This window comes from Leucobacter iarius (assembly GCF_039530105.1).
Classification (GTDB): Bacteria; Actinomycetota; Actinomycetes; order Actinomycetales; family Microbacteriaceae; genus Leucobacter; species Leucobacter iarius.
Genome location: NZ_BAAAOB010000002.1, coordinates 272627 through 290246 on the forward strand (window position 1 = coordinate 272627; position 17620 = coordinate 290246).

Consider the following 17620-nt stretch of genomic DNA (forward strand, 5'->3'; position numbering starts at 1 on the left):
GCTTCAGGAGCGCCTCGCCTGACGGATCCCGGCCGGGTCGACGGCGGCGAACGGTCATTCCGGAACCGGGGTCTGGGGCCGGGGTGAGGCCGGAGCCATCTCCGCGGTCTTCTCCATCCGGAGCACGACGGTGCTCCCGAGCTTCGCCCGCTTCCCCGCACCGGGAGAACTGCCGATGACGGTCCAGTTGACCGGGGCCAGCACCGTCCCGCTCTTCCCGTCGAACCGGACCGTCAGACCGAGGTCCTCCAACCGCCACTGCGCGGTCTTGCCGTCGAGCCCTGAGAGGTCCGGCAGCTCGACCCCGTTCTTCCGCGCGTCCTCCTCGCGTGCCGCACGTTCCGCTTCCTGCCGCTCCTTGACCCGCGCCTCGTACTGCGCCTTCTCCTCCGCGCCGGTCCTCGGACTCGGGGTCGAAGTCGCGCTCGGAGCCGGGCTCGCGGTCGCGCCCGGGGGTGCGGCCGTCCCGCTCGCGCCGGTGCCGGTGCCGGTGCCGGCGGGCAGGGCGATCACGAACGCCGCGATGAACATGATGGTCATCACGACCGCGGGGATTGCCGCGACCGCGCCGAACGCCAGTCCGCCGATGCCGGCGCCCCGCGCTCGACCGCCGCGGACCGACAGGATCCCGAGCACGATCGAACCGGCGCCGAGCCCGAGGCCGAGGAACGGGACCCAGCAGAACACGAAAGCGGCGATGCCCACCAGGAGCGCGGCGATCCCCGAGATCGGAGCACGGCGGGTCGGCGTCGGATCGGGCTGAGCGGCGGTCACGTTCCTCCTCGGGTCGAGCACCCGCGGGGTTCGGCGGGCGGGCGCCGACGGATGTCGGCCGCGCACGCCTCACAGCGTACACAGGGGCCGGCCCCGGTCGGCGCGCGCTCGCGCCGTCCGAACCCGGGGCGTAGCCTGGGCGGGCCGGCGGATTCTCCGTCGGCCCGCCCACCGCGCATCGCACGAAGGAGTCCCGATGATCGGCACCCTGCACAGCACCGTCCTCGACTGCCCGGATCCCGCGGCGCTCGCGGAGTTCTATCGCGGGATCCTCGGCGGCACGGTCGTGCCCGGCGAGGACGGCGACTGGGTCGATCTCGAACTGCCCGAGGGCCCGGCGAAGCTCGCCTTCCAAGGTTCCCCCGGATACGTCCCGCCGGTCTGGCCGGGCGATGACGGGGACCAGCAGCTGCACCTCGACGTGCTCGTGCCGGACCTCGAAGCCGCGCACGAACCCCTGCTCGCGCTCGGGGCACGATTCCTCGAGGCGCACGACACGTTCCGGGTCTACCTCGACCCCGTCGGGCACCCGTTCTGCACCGTCAGCAGCTGATCGCCCGTCGCCCGCGGAGACCCCTGCGACCGCGAGGTCAGCGACCGATGCCGAGCTCCCGCGACAGCTCGGCGACGACGCGCTCGAACCGCGCGCGATCGAGCACGTGGCCCTCGCGGCGCATGCCGGAGTCGGAGATGCGCAGCACGCGCTCGGGCGAGAGGAAGCTCTCGCGCCCCTGACCGTCCCAGCCGCCCGTGCCGACGCTGATGAAGCCGCGGTGCTGCTTGGTCGACAGGTAGCAGCCGGCGACCGTGGTGGCGTCGATGCGCGCGATGATGAGCACCGGGCGATCCTTGCCGCGTCCGTCGTGCTCGGCGTAGGGCACCCAGGTCCAGATGACCTCGCCGGGATCGGGGGTGCCGTCCACCGCGGGCGCGTAGCTCGGGCGCAGGCGCCGGATCTCGGCCGCGCCCAGGTCGCGGGTCGCACCGTCGCCCGTCTGTCCCGGCGACGCTTCCGTGCCTGCACCGGAGGAGCCCGTGCGCGGGCCCGCGGTGGTCCGCTTCCCGGCCGGATCCGAGCGGCTCTGGAGGCCGCGGCGGAGCGCCTCGATCAGCGCGTCGAGGATCGCGCGCAGCAGGCCGCCTCCGCCGCCGGAGCTCATGAGGCGATCTCGCCCTGCGTCAGCGCGTTCAAGCGGGACATGCAGCGGAGGTACTTCTTGCGGTACCCGCCGTCGAGCATGCCGCCGCCGAAGATCGTGGTGAGCGGGGCACCCGTGGCCCGAATCGGGATCTGGGCGTCGTAGACCCGGTCGATGAACGCCACGAAGCGCAGCGCGGCCGACTGGTCGGTGAGCTCGTGCACGTCGCGCAGGCCGATGCACTGCACCCCGGTCAGCATGCCGAAGTAGCTCGACGGGTGCACCGTCGCGAGGTGCGCGACGAGCGTCGAGAAGTCGTCGTCGGTCGTGCGCTCCCCCGCGGCCGCGGCGTCCGCGAGCGCGAAGCGGTACGCCTCGTCGCTCAGGGCGACCGCATCGCCGTCGAGGTCGCGCTGACGGTAGTCGGTACCGTCGATCCGGATGGTGACGAAGTTGTCGGCCATCGCCTGGATCTCGCGCATGAAGTCGGCCGCGGCGAAGCGGCCCTCGCCGAGCGCGTTCGGCGGAGTGTTGGAGGTCGCGACGATGCGCGAGCCCGTCTTCACGAGGTCGCCGATCAGTCGGGTCATGAGCATCGTGTCGCCCGGATCGTCGAGCTCGAACTCGTCGATGCAGATGAGCCGGGCGCCCTGCAGCACGCCGAGCGCGCCCGAGTAGCCGAGCGCGCCCACGAGCGCCGTGTACTCGATGAAGGTGCCGAAGTACTTGCGTCCGGCCGTCGCGTGCCACGTCGCCGCGAGCAGGTGGGTCTTGCCGACGCCGAAACCGCCGTCGAGGTAGACGCCCGGCTTGGTCGGCGTATTCGGTCGGGGCTCGGCCGCCGCCTTCTTGCGGCCGAAGCCGAAGAAGCCGCCGCGGGCCATGGGGGCCTCGGGCTCCGAGAAGGCGCGCAGCGTATCGCGGGCCTCCGCCTGCGACGGGTACTCGGGGTCCGGACGGTACGAGTCGAAGCTCGCCCCGTCGAACTGCCGCGGGGGGACGAGGGTCGCGACCAGCTCGGCGCCCGAGATGCTCGGGCTGCGGTCGACGAGGTGGGCGGAGCTGTGCTGCGGATCCTGAGACATCGCCGACAGCTTACCCGCGCGGGGCGCCGTCGGCCGCATCCGATCGCGGCGCGGGATCCGGCAGTGCGCGGACGAACCGCTCGGTCGCGGCCTCCCAGGCCCCGGGATCCACGTTCCAGAGCTTCACGTGCTCGCCGACCAGCTGCCGGCGCAGCACGACGAGGTCGCTGTGCCGGGCTGCGAAATCGAGCGCCCCGTCCTCCGGCACGTAGGTGTCGCCCGCGCTGACATGGATCAGCGTCGGCACCGCGAGCCCGCGCCCCAGCTCGGGCGCGCTGAGCGCGGCGAGTCCCGGCGACGCGGGATCGCCGCCGCGCACACGACCGCCCTCGAGCAGCCGCACGGCGAGCGCCGCGATCGGGCGCGGGATCCCGACCCGTCGCGCCTGGTGCCGCAGCAGCCCGTGCCAGTCGAGCGCCGGCGAATCGAGCACGAGCCCGTCCACCGCGTCGCGGTGCGCGCCCCGGGTCGCCGCCAGCGTGCTCGCCGTACCGCCCATCGACCACCCGAACAGCGTCACCCGGGTCGCGCCCCGGCGCACCGCCTCGGCGATCGCCGCGTCGACGTCGCGCTGCTCGGCGGAACCCAGGCCGTAGCGGCCGTGCGCACCGCGCGGAGCACCCGGATCGTTGCGGTAGGAGATGACGAGGCTCGTCAGACCGGCGCGCGCCAGCGGCGGCACACCGCGCAGCGTCTCGGCCGGCAGCGCGCCCATGCCGTGCACGTGCACCGCCCACCGACCGGGCACCGGATCGGCCGGGCGCACGATCCAGGCCGTCGCCGGCCCGTCCTCCAGCGGCAGCACGATCCGCTCGACCGAGGCTCCCCCGCCGATCTCGTCGGCGAGCTCCTCGGGATCCGCGTACCACCAGCCGGTCACCCGCCCCGTCGCCCCGCGCCGCACGCGGCCGCGATCGGTCGCGAGGATCTCGCGCACCGCGCCCCCGCGGCGCGCCTCGAGCACCGGCCCCACCTTCGCGTGCGTGGCGCCGCCGTCGAGGATCAGCGAGTAGCTCCCCGGCAGCTCCGACCACCCGCCCCGGATCCGGACCACCGGACCGTCCACCCCGTAGCGGCGCGACGCCCGCGCGGCGGGCACGACCGAACGCACCCGTGTCGAGGAGTCCGGTCGCGCCTCGGGCGTCACCACCCGGCGCGCGACCGCACCGGCCAGCAGACCGCATCCGGCCGCCGTCGCCGTCGCGATCGCGGCGAAACCGACGACCGCCTGGATCGGTCGAAGCCTGCTCATGGGCACCTCCGGGATGTTTCTGCAGCGCGGCGTGGCATCCGCACCATACTCTCAGCAATCCTTAGTGTTCCAGGTGTGAAGTCCGGGAACGAAGTGAATACCGATGCGTTCGAGCGCGCTGCCGAGCAGCTGCGCCACGCACGGTTCCGCAGCGAGCTGCAGGTGCGCGAGATCCCGGCCCCCGAACGCATCGCGCCGCGCTCCGTGGCGCTCGCCGCAGGCGTCACCCGAGGCTCGGCGCACCCCGCCGAGGAGAGCGGCGACTCCCCCTATGGGGCGGGCCGCCTGATCCTGCTGCACGATCCCGATTCCGCCGCGGAGTGGGGCTCCCCGTTCCGCATCATCTGCTTCGCGCAGGCCCCCCTCGAGGTCGAGATCGGCGTGGATCCGTTCATCGCCGACGTCGCGTGGTCGTGGCTCGTCGACGCGCTCGATTCCCGCGGCGCGCAGGTGACCTTCGCGTCCGGGACCGCGACGAAGACGCTGTCGACCGGCTTCGGCACGCTCGAGGAGCAGGGCGATGCGGCGCAGATCGAGATCCGCGCCTCCTGGACCCCGCTCGGCACCGACTTCGGCGCCCACGCGGAGGCCTGGTCGGAGCTGCTCTGCCTGCTCGCCGGGCTCCCGCACCAGGAGGGCGTCGCCTCCCTCGGCGCGAAGCGCGTGCACCGCGGCGAAGGCCGGAGGGCGTAACCCGTGCTCCAGCAAGCGGACCTCCACTCCACCTGGACCATGGTCACCGACGACGCCGGGCTGCGCGCCGCGGCGGAGTCGCTCGCGGCCGGCCACGGCCCGGTCGGCGTCGACGCCGAGCGCGCCTCCGGCTTCCGCTACGGCAGCGAGGCGTACCTCGTGCAGGCGTACCGCGAGGACTCGGGAACCTTCCTCTTCGATCCCACCGGGATCTCCTCGTTCGCCCCGCTCGCGCAGGCGCTCGACGGGCTCGAGTGGATCCTGCACGCCGCGAGCCAGGACATCCCCTGCCTCGACGAACTCGGCCTGCACCCGCCGCTGCTCTTCGACACGGAGCTCGCCGCACGACTGCTCGGCTTCGAGCGCGTGGGCCTCGGAGCGCTCGTCGAATCGCAGCTCGGCATCTCGCTGCAGAAGGCGCACTCGGCGGCCGACTGGTCGACCCGTCCGCTGCCCGAATCGTGGCTCGAGTACGCGGCGCTCGACGTCGCCCTGCTGCCCGATCTGCGCGAGTCGATCGCGAACGAGCTCGATGCGCAGCACAAGCGGGAGTTCGCGGACGAGGAGTTCGAGGCGGTCCGCCAGCGCGCACCGAAGCCGCCGGTCGAGGATCCGTGGCGCAAGGTCTCGGGCGGTCACCGCCTGCGCTCTCCGCGCGAGCTCGCGATCGTCCGCGAGCTCTGGCTCGCGCGCGACGAGCTCGCCCGCGAACGCGACACCGCCCCCGGCCGCCTGCTGCCGGACTCCTCGATCGTCGCCGCGGCCGGAGCGATGCCGCGGTCCCGCGGCGACCTGGCCCGGCTCAAGACCTTCGCGGGTCGCGCGAGTCGGACGGAGCTCGATCGCTGGTGGGAGGCGGCCCTGCGCGGCAAGACCACCGACCAGCTGCCGAAGCCGCGCCCGCGCGATCCCGACGCGATGCCGCACCACCGCGGGTGGGCCCAGCGCCACCCCGACGCTGCCGCGCGCCTGTCGATCGCCCGGGAGGCGCTCACCGCGGAGGCCGAGGAGCGCAGCATCCCGCTCGAGAACCTGCTGACCCCCGAGCTGCTCCGCCGCGTCTCCTGGGCGCCGCCGAAGCCGGCGAAGGGCACCTCGTCCGCGAGCGCCGAGCAGATCTCCGACCGGCTCGAGGAACTCGGCGCCCGCCACTGGCAGGCTGTCATTTCCGCACCAATCATCGCCGTCGCTTTTGTAGAGGCCAAACAAAGCTGACGCCGCGGTCCCGAAGCGTTTCCTGCGGGTTCCGCACGGCGACTCGTCCCCCGTGCCGCCGACTTCCTAGGATGGTGAGTGATCACATCACACCCATTTGATGGAGGCAGAGTGGCCGCAATGAGAGACGTTGTTTTCGTCGACGGAGTCCGCACCCCGTTCGGGCGCGCGGGCGAGAAGGGCATGTACTGGGGTACGCGGGCCGATGACCTCGCGGTCAAGGCGCTGCAGGGCCTGATCGCACGGAACCCGAACCTCCCCCTCGACCGCATCGACGACGTGGGGATCGCCGCGACCACGCAGCAGGGCGACCAGGGGCTCACCCTCGGCCGCACCGTGTCGATGCTCGCCGGGATCCCGGTCACGGTGCCCGGTTTCGCGCTCGACCGCATGTGCGCCGGCGCGCTCACCGTCGCCTCGTTCATGGGCGCGGCGATCGGCTCGGGCCAGTACGACCTGGCGATCGCCGGCGGCGTGGAGCACATGGGCCGGCACCCGATCGGCCTCGACGCCGATCCGAACCCGCGCTTCGTCTCGGAGCGACTCGTCAGCCCCGACGCGCTGAACATGGGCGTCACGGCCGAGCGCCTGCACGACCGGTTCCCCGCGCTCACCAAGGAGCGCGCGGATCGCTTCGGCATGCTGAGCCAGCACAAGGTGCAGGCCGCCTACGACCGCGGCGATATCCAGCCCGACCTGATCCCCGTCGCGCTGCGCAGCGCAGCCGGCTGGGGTCTCGCCACGGAGGACGAGGGCCGCCGCCCCGCGACCACCATGGAGGGTCTCGCCACGCTCAAGACGCCGTTCCGTCCGCACGGGCGCGTCACCGCGGGCAACGCCTCCCCCCTCACCGACGGCGCGACCGTCTCGCTGCTCGCGGGCGCCGACACCGCGAAGGAGCTCGGCCTCCCCGCCAAGATGCGGCTCGTCGGCTTCGGCTTCGCGGGCGTGCAGCCCGAGGTCATGGGTCTCGGCCCGGTGCCCTCGACCGAGAAGGCGCTGAAGCGCGCCGGCCTCACCATCGACGACATCGGCCTGTTCGAGCTGAACGAGGCCTTCGCCGTGCAGGTGCTCTCGTTCACCGACCACTTCGGCATCGCCGACGACGATCCCCGCGTGAACCCCTGGGGCGGCGCGATCGCGCTCGGCCACCCGCTCGCCGCGTCCGGCGTGCGCCTCATGATCCAGCTCGCCCGCCAGTTCGAGCAGCGCCCCGATGTGCGCTACGGCGTCACCGCGATGTGCGTCGGCCTCGGCCAGGGCGGCACCGCGATCTGGGAGAACCCGAACTACGACGGCAAGAAGGGCAAGTAGCCGAAGATGACCGATTACCGCTCCATCGACTTCTCCCCGCTCCTCGAGGCCTCGGCCGACGAGGTCGTCACCAAATCGTTCGTGCGCGACGTGGCGCTGCCCTCGGGCGGCGCCCTCGCGCTCATCACGCTCGACAACGGACGCGACCACACCCGACCCAACACGCTCGGGCCGCTGACTCTGGACGCGCTGAACACCGTGCTCGACGGCCTCGCGGCCCGCGCCGCGGCCGGCGAGATCCAGGCCGTCGCCGTGACCGGCAAGCCGTTCATCTTCGCGGCGGGCGCCGACCTCTCGAAGGTCTCCACTCTCGCGACCGAGCAGAACGCACGGCTCATGGCGCAGTTCGGGCACTACGTGCTCGGCAAGCTCGGCCAGGTGGGCGTGCCCTCGTTCGCGTTCGTGAACGGCCTCGCGCTCGGCGGCGCCATGGAGATCGCCCTCAACTGCGACTACCGCACCGTCGACTCGTCCGCCGCGGCGCTCGCCTTCCCCGAGGTCTTCCTCGGCATCATCCCCGGTTGGGGCGGCGCGACCATCGTGCCCAACCTCGTCGGCATCGAGAAGGCGATCGAGATCATCGTCTCGAACCCGCTCAAGAACAACCGCATGATGAAGCCGAAGGACGCGCTCGAGGCCGGACTCTTCGACCGCATGTTCGGCCCCGCGAGCTTCCTCGAGCAGTCGATCCTCTGGGCAGACTCGGTGCTCACCGGCGCCGAGAAGGTCGAGCGGCCGAACGAGCCGGGCAAGCTCGAGCGTCTCACCAAGTGGCCCGCGGCGATCAAGATCGCCCGCGACACGCTCAAGGCGCGCATCGGCACCGCGGCGAAGTCGCCCTACATCGCGCTCGACCTGCTCAGCGCGGCGAAGGACAACGACCGGGTGCGCGGATTCGAGCGCGAGGACGAGGCGCTGGCGCAGCTCATCTCGGGCGACCAGTTCCACGCGTCCATCTACGCGTTCGACCTCGTGCAGAAGCGCGCGAAGCGGCCCGCGGGAGCTCCCCCGAAGGAGCTCGCCAAGAAGGTGCAGAAGGTCGGCGTCATCGGCGCGGGCCTCATGGCCGGCCAGTTCGCCCTGCTCTTCGCCCGCAAGCTGCGCGTGCCCGTCGTCATCACCGATCTCGACCAGTCGCGCGTCGACAAGGGGCTCGCCTACATCAACGGCGAGATCGACAAGCTCGAGCAGAAGGGCCGCCTGGGCGCCGACGACGCGAACCAGGTGCGCGCGCTCGTCAGCGGCACGACCGACAAGTCGCTCTTCGCGGACTGCGACTGGGTCATCGAGGCTGTCTTCGAGGAGCTCTCGGTGAAGCAGCAGGTGTTCGCCGAGATCGAGCCGATCATCGCCGAGACCGCGGTCATCGCGACCAACACCTCGTCGCTCTCGGTCGAGGAGATCGGCGCGAACCTCGCGCACCCCGAACGCCTCGTGGGCTTCCACTTCTTCAACCCGGTCGCGGTCATGCCCCTGGTCGAGGTCGTGAAGGTGCCCTCGACCGACGACGAGACCCTCGCCACGGCGATGGCGGTCGCGAAGAAGCTCGGCAAGAGCGCGGTCATCACCGCGGATCGCCCCGGCTTCGTGGTGAACCGCCTCCTGGCCAAGGTCATGGGCGAGGCTGCGCGTGCGCTCGACGAGGGCACCCCGCTGCCCGTCGTCGAGCGGGCGCTCGCGCCGATCGGTCTGCCGATGGGTCCGTTCGAGCTCATCGACCTGGTCGGTTGGAAGGTCGCGGCGCACGTGCAGGACACGATGGTGGCGGCGTTCCCCGAGCGCTTCTACGCATCGCCGAACCTGCACGCGATGGCCGACATCGAGGATCCGCTCGTCAAGAACAAATTCGGCAAGGTCGAGGACCTCTCCCGCGCGGCGAAGAAGCAGCTCAGCTTCGGCAAGACCGCCGTCTCCGAGGAGGAGATCCTGCGCCGTGTCGAGGACGAGCTCGCCGGCGAGATCAAGATCATGCTCGACGAGCAGGTCGTGCACGCCGCGGAGGACATCGACCTGTGCTTGATCCTGGGCGCCGGCTGGCCGTTCCAGGCCGGCGGGGCGACGCCCTACCTCGACCGGGTGGGTGCGAGCGAGCGCGTCTTCGGTGCGACCTTCCACGACCCGCTGGTCGCCGGCGCGCGCTGAGCCGTCCGCAGTCCGACTGACCCCGTCATCCTGCGCGAGCTTGCGAGTCGCAGGATCTCTACCCCGGTAGGGATCCTGCGACTCCTCCGTCGCGCAGGAGGACCAGACCTCCGTCGCGCAGGAGGACCAGACCTTCGTCGCGCAGGAGGACCAGACCTTCGTCGCGCAGGATGACGGGATCGAAGCGTGCCTACTCCGGGCGTGCGACCGGGATCCGATTGCCGCGGACCTGCTCGACGACGTCCGCCGCGATCCGCTCGGCCGTGAGGCCCGCCGCTTCGAGCAGTTCGCCGCGGGACGCGTGCGGTGGGAACTCGTCCGGGGTGCCGAGCTCGCTCACCGCGGTGTCGACGCCCGCGTCGCGCAGCGCCTGCCGGATCCGGGTGCCGATGCCGCCGACGCGGATCCCGTCCTCGATGCTGACGAGCAGGCGATGCCCGCGCGCGAACTCGACCACCGATTCGGCGACGGGGACCACCCAGCGCGGATCGATCACCGTCGCCGAGACGCCCTGTGCGGCGAGCAGCTCTGCGGCTTCCCCGGCGACGCGCGCCATCGGCCCGACGCCCACCAGCAGGACGTCGCGCGTCCCGTCCTCGCGCGCCGGATCCTCGCGCAGCACGTCGGTGCCGTCCTCGGTGCGTCGCAGTGCCGGAAGCGCGTCGCCGACCGCGCCCTTCGGGTAGCGGATCACCGTGGGACCGTCGTCGACGGCGACCGCCTCGGCCAGCAGCTCGCTCAGCCGCTCCTCGTCGCGCGGCGCCGAGATGCGGATGCCCGGGACCACCTGCAGGGTGGCGAGATCCCAGACCCCGTTGTGGCTCGCGCCGTCGGGTCCGGTGATCCCCGCGCGATCGAGCACGAAGGTCACGCCCGCCCGGTGCAGCGCGACGTCCATCAGCAGCTGGTCGAAGGCGCGGTTCATGAAGGTGGCGTAGATCGCGACGACGGGGTGCATGCCGCCGTAGGCCAGCCCCGCGGCGCTCGTCACCGCGTGCTGCTCGGCGATCCCGACGTCGATGACCCGCTCCGGGAACGCCTCGGCCAGCGCGTCGAGGCCCGTCGGCTTGAGCATGGCCGCCGTGATCCCAATGATCCGATCGTTCTCGCGCGCGAGCTGCAGGATCCGCTGCCGGAACACACCCGTCCAACTGCGGCCGGACGAGACCTCGAGCGGCTCGCCGCTGCCCGGGTCGATCTGCCCGACCGAGTGGAACTGGTCGGCTACGTCGTTCTCGGCCGGAGCGTACCCGCGCCCCTTCTCGGTGATCACGTGCACGAGGGTCGGACGGCCGTAGCCCTTCGCCTGCCGCATCGCCTCTTCGAGTGCGGGCAGGTCGTGCCCGTCGACGGGGCCCACGTACTTGATGTCGAGGTTGCTGTAGAGATCCTGGTTGCCCGATGCCCGGCTGACGAAGCCGCGCATCGCGCCGCGAGTCGCCCGGTAGACCGTGCGGCCCGGCGCACCGAAGCGCCCGAACAGCCGCTCGCTGCCCTCCTGCAGATCGCGGTAGCCGCCGGTGACGCGCACGGAGTTGAGGAACCGGGCCATACCGCCGATGGTCGGTGCGTAGGAGCGCCCGTTGTCGTTCATCACGATGACGAGGTTGCGCGAGTTGTCGTCGGTGATGTTGTTGAGCGCTTCCCAGGTCATGCCGCCCGTGAGCGCCCCGTCGCCGACGACGGCGATCACGAAGCGGTCCGGCTGCCCGGTGCGCGCGAAGGCGCGCGAGATGCCGTCGGCCCAGCTGAGTGAGCTCGACGCGTGCGAGCTCTCGACGATGTCGTGCTCGGATTCGCCGCGCTGCGGATAGCCGGCGAGGCCGTCGCTGCTGCGCAGGCGCGAGAAGTCCTTGCGACCGGTCAGCAGTTTGTGCACGTAGCTCTGATGGCCCGTGTCGAAGACGATGGGATCCTTCGGCGATTCGAAGGTGCGGTGCAGGGCGATGGTGAGCTCGACGACGCCGAGATTCGGCCCCAGGTGCCCGCCGGTCTTCGAGACCTCTGCGATGAGGAACTCACGGATCTCGGCGGCGAGCTGCTTGCACTCCTCGAGGCTCAGCCCGGCCAGATCGCCGGGGCCGTCGATTCGATCCAGGATCGCCACCCGTCACGCCTCCGATCCGCTCGGCGCGCGGCCGATGCATCCCATCAGTCTACTGAACGCCGCGAGGGGCCCCGGCATGCGCCGGAGCCCCTCGTGGTGACGTGCGATCCTTAGGCTGCGAGCGAGCGCAGCACGTACTGCAGGATGCCGCCGTTGCGGTAGTAGTCGGCCTCGCCCGGGGTGTCGATGCGGACGACCGCGTCGAACTCGGTGACGGTGCCGTTCTCGTGCGTCGCGGTGACGTGGACGGTGCGCGGCGTGCGGCCCTCGTTCAGCTCGGTGACGCCCGAGATGTCGAAGGACTCGGTGCCGTCGAGACCCAGCGAATCGGCGTTCTCGCCGGCCGGGAACTGCAGCGGCAGCACGCCCATGCCGATGAGGTTCGACCGGTGGATACGCTCGAAGCTCTCGGTGATGACCGCCTTGACGCCGAGGAGGCTGGTGCCCTTCGCCGCCCAGTCGCGCGACGAGCCCGAACCGTACTCCTTGCCGCCGAGCACCACGAGCGGGATTCCCGCCGCCTGGTAGTTCTGCGACGCGTCGTAGATGTAGGACTGCGGTGCGCCCTCCTGCGTGAAGTCGCGGGTGAAGCCGCCCTCCACGTTGTCGAGGAGCTGGTTGCGCAGGCGGATGTTCGCGAAGGTGCCGCGGATCATGACCTCGTGGTTGCCGCGGCGCGAGCCGTAGGAGTTGAAGTCGCGCGGGGCGATCCCGTTCTCCTGCAGGTACTTGCCGGCGGGGGTCTCGGCCTTGATGTTGCCGGCCGGGCTGATGTGGTCGGTGGTGACCGAATCGCCCAGCTTGGCGAGCACGCGGGCGCCTGAGATGTCGGAGACCGGAGCCGGGGTCGCGGGCATGCCGTCGAAGTACGGGGGCTTGCGCACGTAGGTCGACTTGGCGTCCCACTCGAACACGTCGCCGTCGGGCGTCGGCAGCGAGGTCCAGCGCTGGTCGCCGTCGAAGACGCTCGCGTACTTCTCGGTGAACATGCCGGAGTCGATCGACGAGTCGGCGATCTTCTGCACCTCGACCGGGTCGGGCCAGATCTCGCGCAGGTAGACGTCGTTGCCGTCGGCGTCCTGCCCGAGGGGCTCGTTCTCGAAGTCGAAGTCCATCGAACCGGCGAGCGCGTACGCGATCACGAGCGGCGGGCTCGCGAGGTAGTTCATCTTGATGTCGGGGTTGATGCGGCCCTCGAAGTTGCGGTTGCCCGAGAGCACCGCGGTGACGGCGAGGTCGTTCTCGTTGACCGCGGCCGAGACCTCTTCGTTCAGGGGGCCCGAGTTGCCGATGCAGGTCACGCAGCCGTAGCCGACCAGGTAGAAGCCCAGCTCCTCGAGGTGCGAGGTGAGGCCGGACTTCTCGTAGTAGTCGGTGACGACCTTCGAGCCCGGTGCGAGCGTGGTCTTGACCCACGGCTTCGCCTTGAGGCCGCGCGCGTTCGCGTTGCGGGCCAGCACGCCGGCGGCGAGCATGACCGAAGGGTTCGAGGTGTTGGTGCACGAGGTGATCGAGGCGAGGGTGACCGCGCCGTGATCGATCGTGTACTCGGTACCGTTCGCGTCCTTCACCTTGGCGGGGTTGGCCGCCTGCGCGTAGTTCTGCAGGTCGCGCTCGAACTGCTCCTTGGCGCTGGTCAGCTCGATGCGGTCCTGGGGACGCTTCGGGCCGGCGATCGAGGCGACGACGGTCGAGAGGTCGAGCTCGAGGTACTCGCTGAACTCGGGCTCGTGCGCCGGATCGTGCCACATGCCCTGGGTCTGCGCGTACGCCTTGACCAGGTCGATCTGCTCGTCCGGGCGGCCGGTGAGGCGCAGGTAGTCGAGCGTCACGTCGTCGATCGGGAAGATCGCGGCGGTCGAACCGAACTCGGGGCTCATGTTGCCGATGGTGGCGCGGTTGGCGAGCGGCACGGAGCCGACACCCTCGCCGTAGAACTCGACGAACTTGCCCACGACGCCGTGCTTGCGCAGCATCTGGGTGATGGTCAGCACCACGTCGGTCGCGGTGACGCCCGCCGGGATCTGGCCCGACAGCTTGAACCCGACGACGCGCGGGATCAGCATCGAGATCGGCTGGCCGAGCATCGCGGCCTCGGCCTCGATGCCGCCGACGCCCCAGCCGAGCACGCCGAGACCGTTCTCCATGGTGGTGTGCGAGTCGGTGCCGACGCAGGTGTCGGGGTAGGCGTTGAGCACGCCGTCGATCTCGCGGGTGAAGGTGACGCGCGCCAGGTACTCGATGTTGACCTGGTGCACGATGCCGGTCCCGGGCGGGACGACCTTGAAGTCGTCGAAGGCGCCCTGGCCCCAGCGGAGGAACTGGTAGCGCTCGCCGTTGCGCTGGTACTCGATCTCGACGTTCTTGTCGAAGGCGCCGGCGCTGCCGTACACGTCGGAGATGACCGAGTGGTCGATGACGAGCTCGGCCGGTGCGAGCGGGTTGATGCGCTGCGGGTCGCCGCCGAGGTCGGCCATGGCCTCGCGCATGGTGGCGAGGTCGACGATGCAGGGCACGCCGGTGAAGTCCTGCATGATCACGCGCGCGGGCGTGAACTGGATCTCGGTGTCGGGCTGGGCGTTGGGGTCCCAGCTGCCGAGCGCCTCGACGTGCTGCTTGGTGACGTTCGCACCGTCCTCGGTGCGGAGGAGGTTCTCCAGGAGGACCTTGAGGCTGTAGGGCAGCCGCTCGTGTCCGGGAACCTTGTCGATGCGGTAGATCTGGTAATCCGTGCCACCGACGGTCAGGGTGCTCTGGGCCCCGAAACTGTTGACTGCTGCCATGGCCGCTCTCCTTCGTGAGTCAGGGTGCTGCTGCTGCCACCAGTCTGCACCCCTTCGGAGCGGTTCGCATCTCGAGAGGCGCAGCCGGCGTGAACGTCAGCGATTTGTCTTGACGTCGAGATAATTCTAGCTGATTTTGCTGGGCGGAACCGTCATTGGCCCGACGCGTTCGGCGTGTCGATCGCGGGCGATTCATCGGATGATTGGGTCGCACGGGTGACCCGGCTCAGCACGAGCCAGGAGAACAGCACGACCAGGGCGAACAGCGGGGTCCCCATGACCAGCCGCGCCGCACCGAGCGCCTCGACCTGGGCGCTCGCGTAGAGCGGGAGCTGCACGGCCAGGCGCAGCACGAACATCGCGAGCCACAGCAGCGTGCAGAGCGTCGCCGCGCGCCGCAGAGCGCGCTGCTTGCGCCAGCCCGTCAGATCCCCCGTCAGCGCGCCCGCGGCGAAGCCGAGCAGCGGCCACCCGACGAGCAGCGAGATCGTGAGCCCGACGGACCACGCGCCGTTGATCCAGAAGCCCGGGAGGAAGAAGTCCTGCCCCCGGCCCGAGATGAGCGTCACGACCACGCAGATGGCGACGCCGATCGCGCCCGAGAACGCCGCGGTGAGCGGCTCCTTGCGCAGCAGGCGGACCACGATCGCGATCACCGCGAGCAACGCGGGGGCGATCGCCGAGAGGCGCGGATCCCGAGTCCACACGAAGATCGCGAGGAACAGCACCCCCGGCAGCAGCGCCTCCGCGATGCCGCGCCAGCCGCCGATCGCCGCGAGCACACCGCTCGCCGAGACCGCCTCGCCGCTGAGCCCGGCCTCGACCGTGCGCCCCAGCGCACCGCCGACCCGCAGCCGCCCCGGACCGGACTCGGTCGCCTCCGGAACCCCGGTCGCGTCCGGCGCGTCGGCGCCCTCGCGGGGATCGCGCTCGGTCACGCCTGCTGCACCCCGGCCTCGCCCTGGGCGAGCCCCGCGGGAACCTTGAGCTCGAGCAGTTCACTCGGGGGCATCGGATCGTCGCCGCGCACCACCACGAGCTCGCGGAACAGTTCGACGATCTGCGCCTTCGCCTCGGCATCCGACGCAGCGCGACCCATGATCACACCGCGCAGCAACCAACGGGGGCCGTCGACACCGACGAACCGGGCCAGCCGGACCTCCTGCTCGTTCGTACCCGCGCTGCGGACGAGGAGCTCGGGTCCGAGGTCGCCGTCCTCGTGCGCGACCTCAGCGCCCTGCGAGCCGAGCTGCTGAGCGATCTCGGTACGCACCTCGTGCCACAGGCCGGTCGTCTTCGGCGCGGAGAACGCCTGCACCTGCAGGAGCGAATCGGCGTACTCGAGCGACACCGCGACCACGCGCTGCGCGCGCTCGTCGACCTCGAGCCGGAGCTGCAGGCCCTCGCGCGGAGCGACCTTGATGCCGCCGAGATCCACGTAGGGGCGCATGGCCGGCACCTCGCTGGCGTCGTAGGGCCCCGCGGTCTCGCGGTCGACCGGCGCCGACTTCGCGTCGTCGACCTCCGGTGCCGCCGGTTCGTGGAGCTCCAGCTCGTCGGCGTTCCGGTTCGACTCGTTCTGGGGAGTCTCGTCGCTCATGGTGTCTCTGGTCTTTCTGTTGGGGAAGAACGTTCGGCGCGCCGCACGGGACGCGCCGGGTCGGGAACCGTCAGGCGTCGCGCACGCCGGTCGAGCCGAAGCCGCCCGCGCCGCGCGAACTCTCGGGGAGCTCGTCGACCGCGACGAACTCCGCACGGACCACCGGCATCACGACGAGCTGGGCGATCCGATCGCCCGACTCGACCTGGAACGCCGAACTGCGGTCGGTGTTGAGCAGGGCCACCTTGATCTCGCCGCGGTAGCCGGCATCGACCGTTCCGGGCGCGTTGACGACGGTGACGCCGTGCTTGGCCGCGAGTCCGCTGCGCGGCATCACGAACGCCGCGAAGCCCTCCGGGAGGGCGATCGAGACGCCCGTGCCCACGAGCCTGCGCTCCCCGGGAGCCAGCAGCACCGACTCGGTGCTGCGCAGGTCGGCACCCGCATCGCCGGGCATCGCGTAGCTCGGAATCTGCTCGGCACGGATGGGAATCTCAAGGGGATCGATCACACCGGACAGGCTACCGGATCCGGACCCGCGATAATGGAGAGCATGACGCAGACGCAGGCCTCCCCCAGCTACCACGAACGACTCTGGCCCACGCCGGCGCTCCTGGGGGTCCTCCTGCTGCTGATCCCGGCGGTGACGCTCGTCGTCACCCCCATCGACAAGACGCTGGCGCTGCCGGTCGCGATCCTGCTCTACCTGATCATCGCCGGCACGCTCGTGCTGCTGAGCCCCACCATCACGGTCCGAGACGGCATGCTCACCGCGGGTCGCGCGCGCATCCCCGTCGAGTTCCTCGGCGACGTCGAATCGCTCGGCGCCGACGCGCTGCGCACCGCCATCGGGCCCGGCCTGGACGCGCGCACGCACCTCGTCATCCGCGGCTGGATCCACCGCGGCGTGCGCATCGCGATCACCGACCCCCAGGATCCGGCCCCCTCGTGGATCCTGACCACCCGCCACCCCGAACGACTCGCGAAAGCGCTCGGCAAGTCCTGAACCCCGCGCGAACGAAAGAGAGCGCCGCCCCCGTCCTCGACGGGAGCGGCGCTCTCTTTCGTTCGGCTGGCGCGTCTATCGTGCGCACTCCGCGCAGATCGGACCGAGATCGGTCTCGTGATCCATCTGCGAGCGGTGGCGCACCAGGAAGCAGTTCACGCAGGTGAACTCGTCGTCCTGCTGAGGAAGCACGACCACGTCGAGCTCGACATCGGACAGATCGGACCCGCCCAGGTCGAAGCTGGGGTTGTCGGCGTCCTCGGAGTCGATACCCGACGCGCCCTTTGCCGGGCCGCGTTCCTTCAGAGCCTCGATCGAATCGGACTCTTCTTCGGACTTGCGCGGTGCGTCGTAATCGGTGGCCATTCTCTCCTGCTACTCCCGTCGGTTGCGCGACGTGTGATCCATTCGGCGGCGATAGTCTGCCCCACACGGCGAAGGAACGCAAACCGCGGCCCCCGTGAGTTCGCTGGAAGCTGATCCGGAACCGCTCCGGAGCGCTCCGAGACC

Annotated in this window: 16 protein-coding genes; 6 read left to right on the top strand and 10 right to left on the bottom strand. The window is 71.0% G+C overall.

Annotated elements, in window-relative coordinates; genetic code table 11:
* Positions 1–54: 54 nt before the first annotated feature.
* A complete protein-coding gene (locus ABD169_RS10585) occupies positions 55–774 on the bottom strand; it encodes a PASTA domain-containing protein (RefSeq protein WP_344032087.1) in 720 nt (239 codons plus the stop codon).
* 196 nt (positions 775–970) lie between these two features.
* Here ABD169_RS10585 and ABD169_RS10590 point away from each other — a divergent pair, with 196 nt between their 5' ends.
* On the top strand, positions 971–1327 hold the full coding sequence (locus ABD169_RS10590; protein WP_344032088.1) for a VOC family protein: 357 nt from the start codon (positions 971–973) through the stop codon (positions 1325–1327).
* A gap of 37 nt (positions 1328–1364) precedes the next feature.
* Here the strand turns inward: ABD169_RS10590 and ABD169_RS10595 are convergent, their stop codons facing one another.
* From ABD169_RS10595 to ABD169_RS10605, 3 genes are read right to left on the bottom strand one after another with little or no spacing between them, the layout of a single operon-like run.
* Positions 1365–1934 (bottom strand): type II toxin-antitoxin system PemK/MazF family toxin, encoded by a 570-nt coding sequence (locus ABD169_RS10595; protein ID WP_344032090.1) that lies wholly within the window; start codon positions 1932–1934, stop codon positions 1365–1367.
* The gene (zapE, locus tag ABD169_RS10600; RefSeq protein WP_046455096.1) at positions 1931–2998 is read right to left on the bottom strand and encodes a cell division protein ZapE; all 1068 of its coding nucleotides are present in this window, start codon (positions 2996–2998) and stop codon (positions 1931–1933) included. Before zapE ends, ABD169_RS10595 begins: the two co-directional genes overlap by 4 nt.
* A 10-nt stretch (positions 2999–3008) precedes the next feature.
* Positions 3009–4250: an alpha/beta hydrolase family protein gene (locus ABD169_RS10605; RefSeq protein WP_344032093.1), complete on the bottom strand. Its 1242-nt coding sequence runs from the start codon at positions 4248–4250 to the stop codon at positions 3009–3011.
* A gap of 75 nt (positions 4251–4325) precedes the next feature.
* Here ABD169_RS10605 and ABD169_RS10610 point away from each other — a divergent pair, with 75 nt between their 5' ends.
* From ABD169_RS10610 to ABD169_RS10625, 4 genes are all read left to right on the top strand, one after another.
* Positions 4326–4943, top strand: a complete 618-nt coding sequence (locus ABD169_RS10610; RefSeq protein WP_344032095.1) for a DUF3000 domain-containing protein — start codon at positions 4326–4328, stop codon at positions 4941–4943.
* Between the two features lie 39 nt (positions 4944–4982).
* A complete protein-coding gene (locus ABD169_RS10615) occupies positions 4983–6158 on the top strand; it encodes an HRDC domain-containing protein (RefSeq protein ID WP_344032382.1) in 1176 nt (391 codons plus the stop codon).
* Between the two features lie 111 nt (positions 6159–6269).
* Positions 6270–7472: a thiolase family protein gene (locus ABD169_RS10620; RefSeq protein WP_046455074.1), complete on the top strand. Its 1203-nt coding sequence runs from the start codon at positions 6270–6272 to the stop codon at positions 7470–7472.
* Positions 7473–7478: 6 nt separating this feature from the next.
* Positions 7479–9614: a 3-hydroxyacyl-CoA dehydrogenase NAD-binding domain-containing protein gene (locus tag ABD169_RS10625; protein WP_344032098.1), complete on the top strand. Its 2136-nt coding sequence runs from the start codon at positions 7479–7481 to the stop codon at positions 9612–9614.
* Positions 9615–9804: 190 nt separating this feature from the next.
* Here ABD169_RS10625 and dxs read toward each other — a convergent pair whose 3' ends face one another.
* From dxs to dut, 5 genes are all read right to left on the bottom strand, one after another.
* Entirely contained in the window at positions 9805–11721 is a 1917-nt protein-coding gene (dxs, locus tag ABD169_RS10630) for a 1-deoxy-D-xylulose-5-phosphate synthase (protein WP_344032100.1), read from the bottom strand.
* Between the two features lie 110 nt (positions 11722–11831).
* On the bottom strand, positions 11832–14504 hold the full coding sequence (acnA, locus tag ABD169_RS10635) for an aconitate hydratase AcnA (protein ID WP_344032102.1): 2673 nt from the start codon (positions 14502–14504) through the stop codon (positions 11832–11834).
* A 152-nt stretch (positions 14505–14656) separates the two neighbouring features.
* Positions 14657–15442 (bottom strand): DUF3159 domain-containing protein, encoded by a 786-nt coding sequence (locus ABD169_RS10640; protein WP_344032104.1) that lies wholly within the window; start codon positions 15440–15442, stop codon positions 14657–14659.
* Positions 15439–16104: a DUF3710 domain-containing protein gene (locus tag ABD169_RS10645; protein ID WP_046455079.1), complete on the bottom strand. Its 666-nt coding sequence runs from the start codon at positions 16102–16104 to the stop codon at positions 15439–15441. The genes ABD169_RS10640 and ABD169_RS10645 overlap by 4 nt, the downstream gene beginning before the upstream one ends.
* Positions 16105–16174: 70 nt before the next feature.
* Complete coding sequence (dut, locus tag ABD169_RS10650) at positions 16175–16615, bottom strand: dUTP diphosphatase (protein WP_046455080.1); 441 nt, start codon at positions 16613–16615, stop codon at positions 16175–16177.
* A gap of 42 nt (positions 16616–16657) precedes the next feature.
* On the opposite strand from dut, the gene ABD169_RS10655 reads away from it, so the two are divergent.
* Entirely contained in the window at positions 16658–17110 is a 453-nt protein-coding gene (locus ABD169_RS10655) for a DUF3093 domain-containing protein (RefSeq protein WP_231580830.1), read from the top strand.
* 75 nt (positions 17111–17185) lie between these two features.
* Here the strand turns inward: ABD169_RS10655 and ABD169_RS10660 are convergent, their stop codons facing one another.
* On the bottom strand, positions 17186–17476 hold the full coding sequence (locus ABD169_RS10660) for a DUF4193 domain-containing protein (protein WP_046455082.1): 291 nt from the start codon (positions 17474–17476) through the stop codon (positions 17186–17188).
* Positions 17477–17620 lie beyond the last annotated feature (144 nt).

Excerpts from the sequence above, each read along its gene's own strand:
- ABD169_RS10590 (WP_344032088.1), top strand. The coding sequence starts at position 971 with ATGATCGGCACCCTGCACAGCACCGTCCTCGACTGCCCGGATCCCGCG.
- ABD169_RS10595 (WP_344032090.1), bottom strand. The coding sequence starts at position 1,934 with ATGAGCTCCGGCGGCGGAGGCGGCCTGCTGCGCGCGATCCTCGACGCG.
- zapE (WP_046455096.1), bottom strand. The coding sequence starts at position 2,998 with ATGTCTCAGGATCCGCAGCACAGCTCCGCCCACCTCGTCGACCGCAGC.
- ABD169_RS10605 (WP_344032093.1), bottom strand. The coding sequence starts at position 4,250 with ATGAGCAGGCTTCGACCGATCCAGGCGGTCGTCGGTTTCGCCGCGATC.
- ABD169_RS10615 (WP_344032382.1), top strand. The coding sequence starts at position 4,983 with ATGGTCACCGACGACGCCGGGCTGCGCGCCGCGGCGGAGTCGCTCGCG.
- ABD169_RS10625 (WP_344032098.1), top strand. The coding sequence starts at position 7,479 with ATGACCGATTACCGCTCCATCGACTTCTCCCCGCTCCTCGAGGCCTCG.
- acnA (WP_344032102.1), bottom strand. The coding sequence starts at position 14,504 with ATGGCAGCAGTCAACAGTTTCGGGGCCCAGAGCACCCTGACCGTCGGT.
- ABD169_RS10645 (WP_046455079.1), bottom strand. The coding sequence starts at position 16,104 with ATGAGCGACGAGACTCCCCAGAACGAGTCGAACCGGAACGCCGACGAG.
- ABD169_RS10655 (WP_231580830.1), top strand. The coding sequence starts at position 16,658 with ATGACGCAGACGCAGGCCTCCCCCAGCTACCACGAACGACTCTGGCCC.
- ABD169_RS10660 (WP_046455082.1), bottom strand. The coding sequence starts at position 17,476 with ATGGCCACCGATTACGACGCACCGCGCAAGTCCGAAGAAGAGTCCGAT.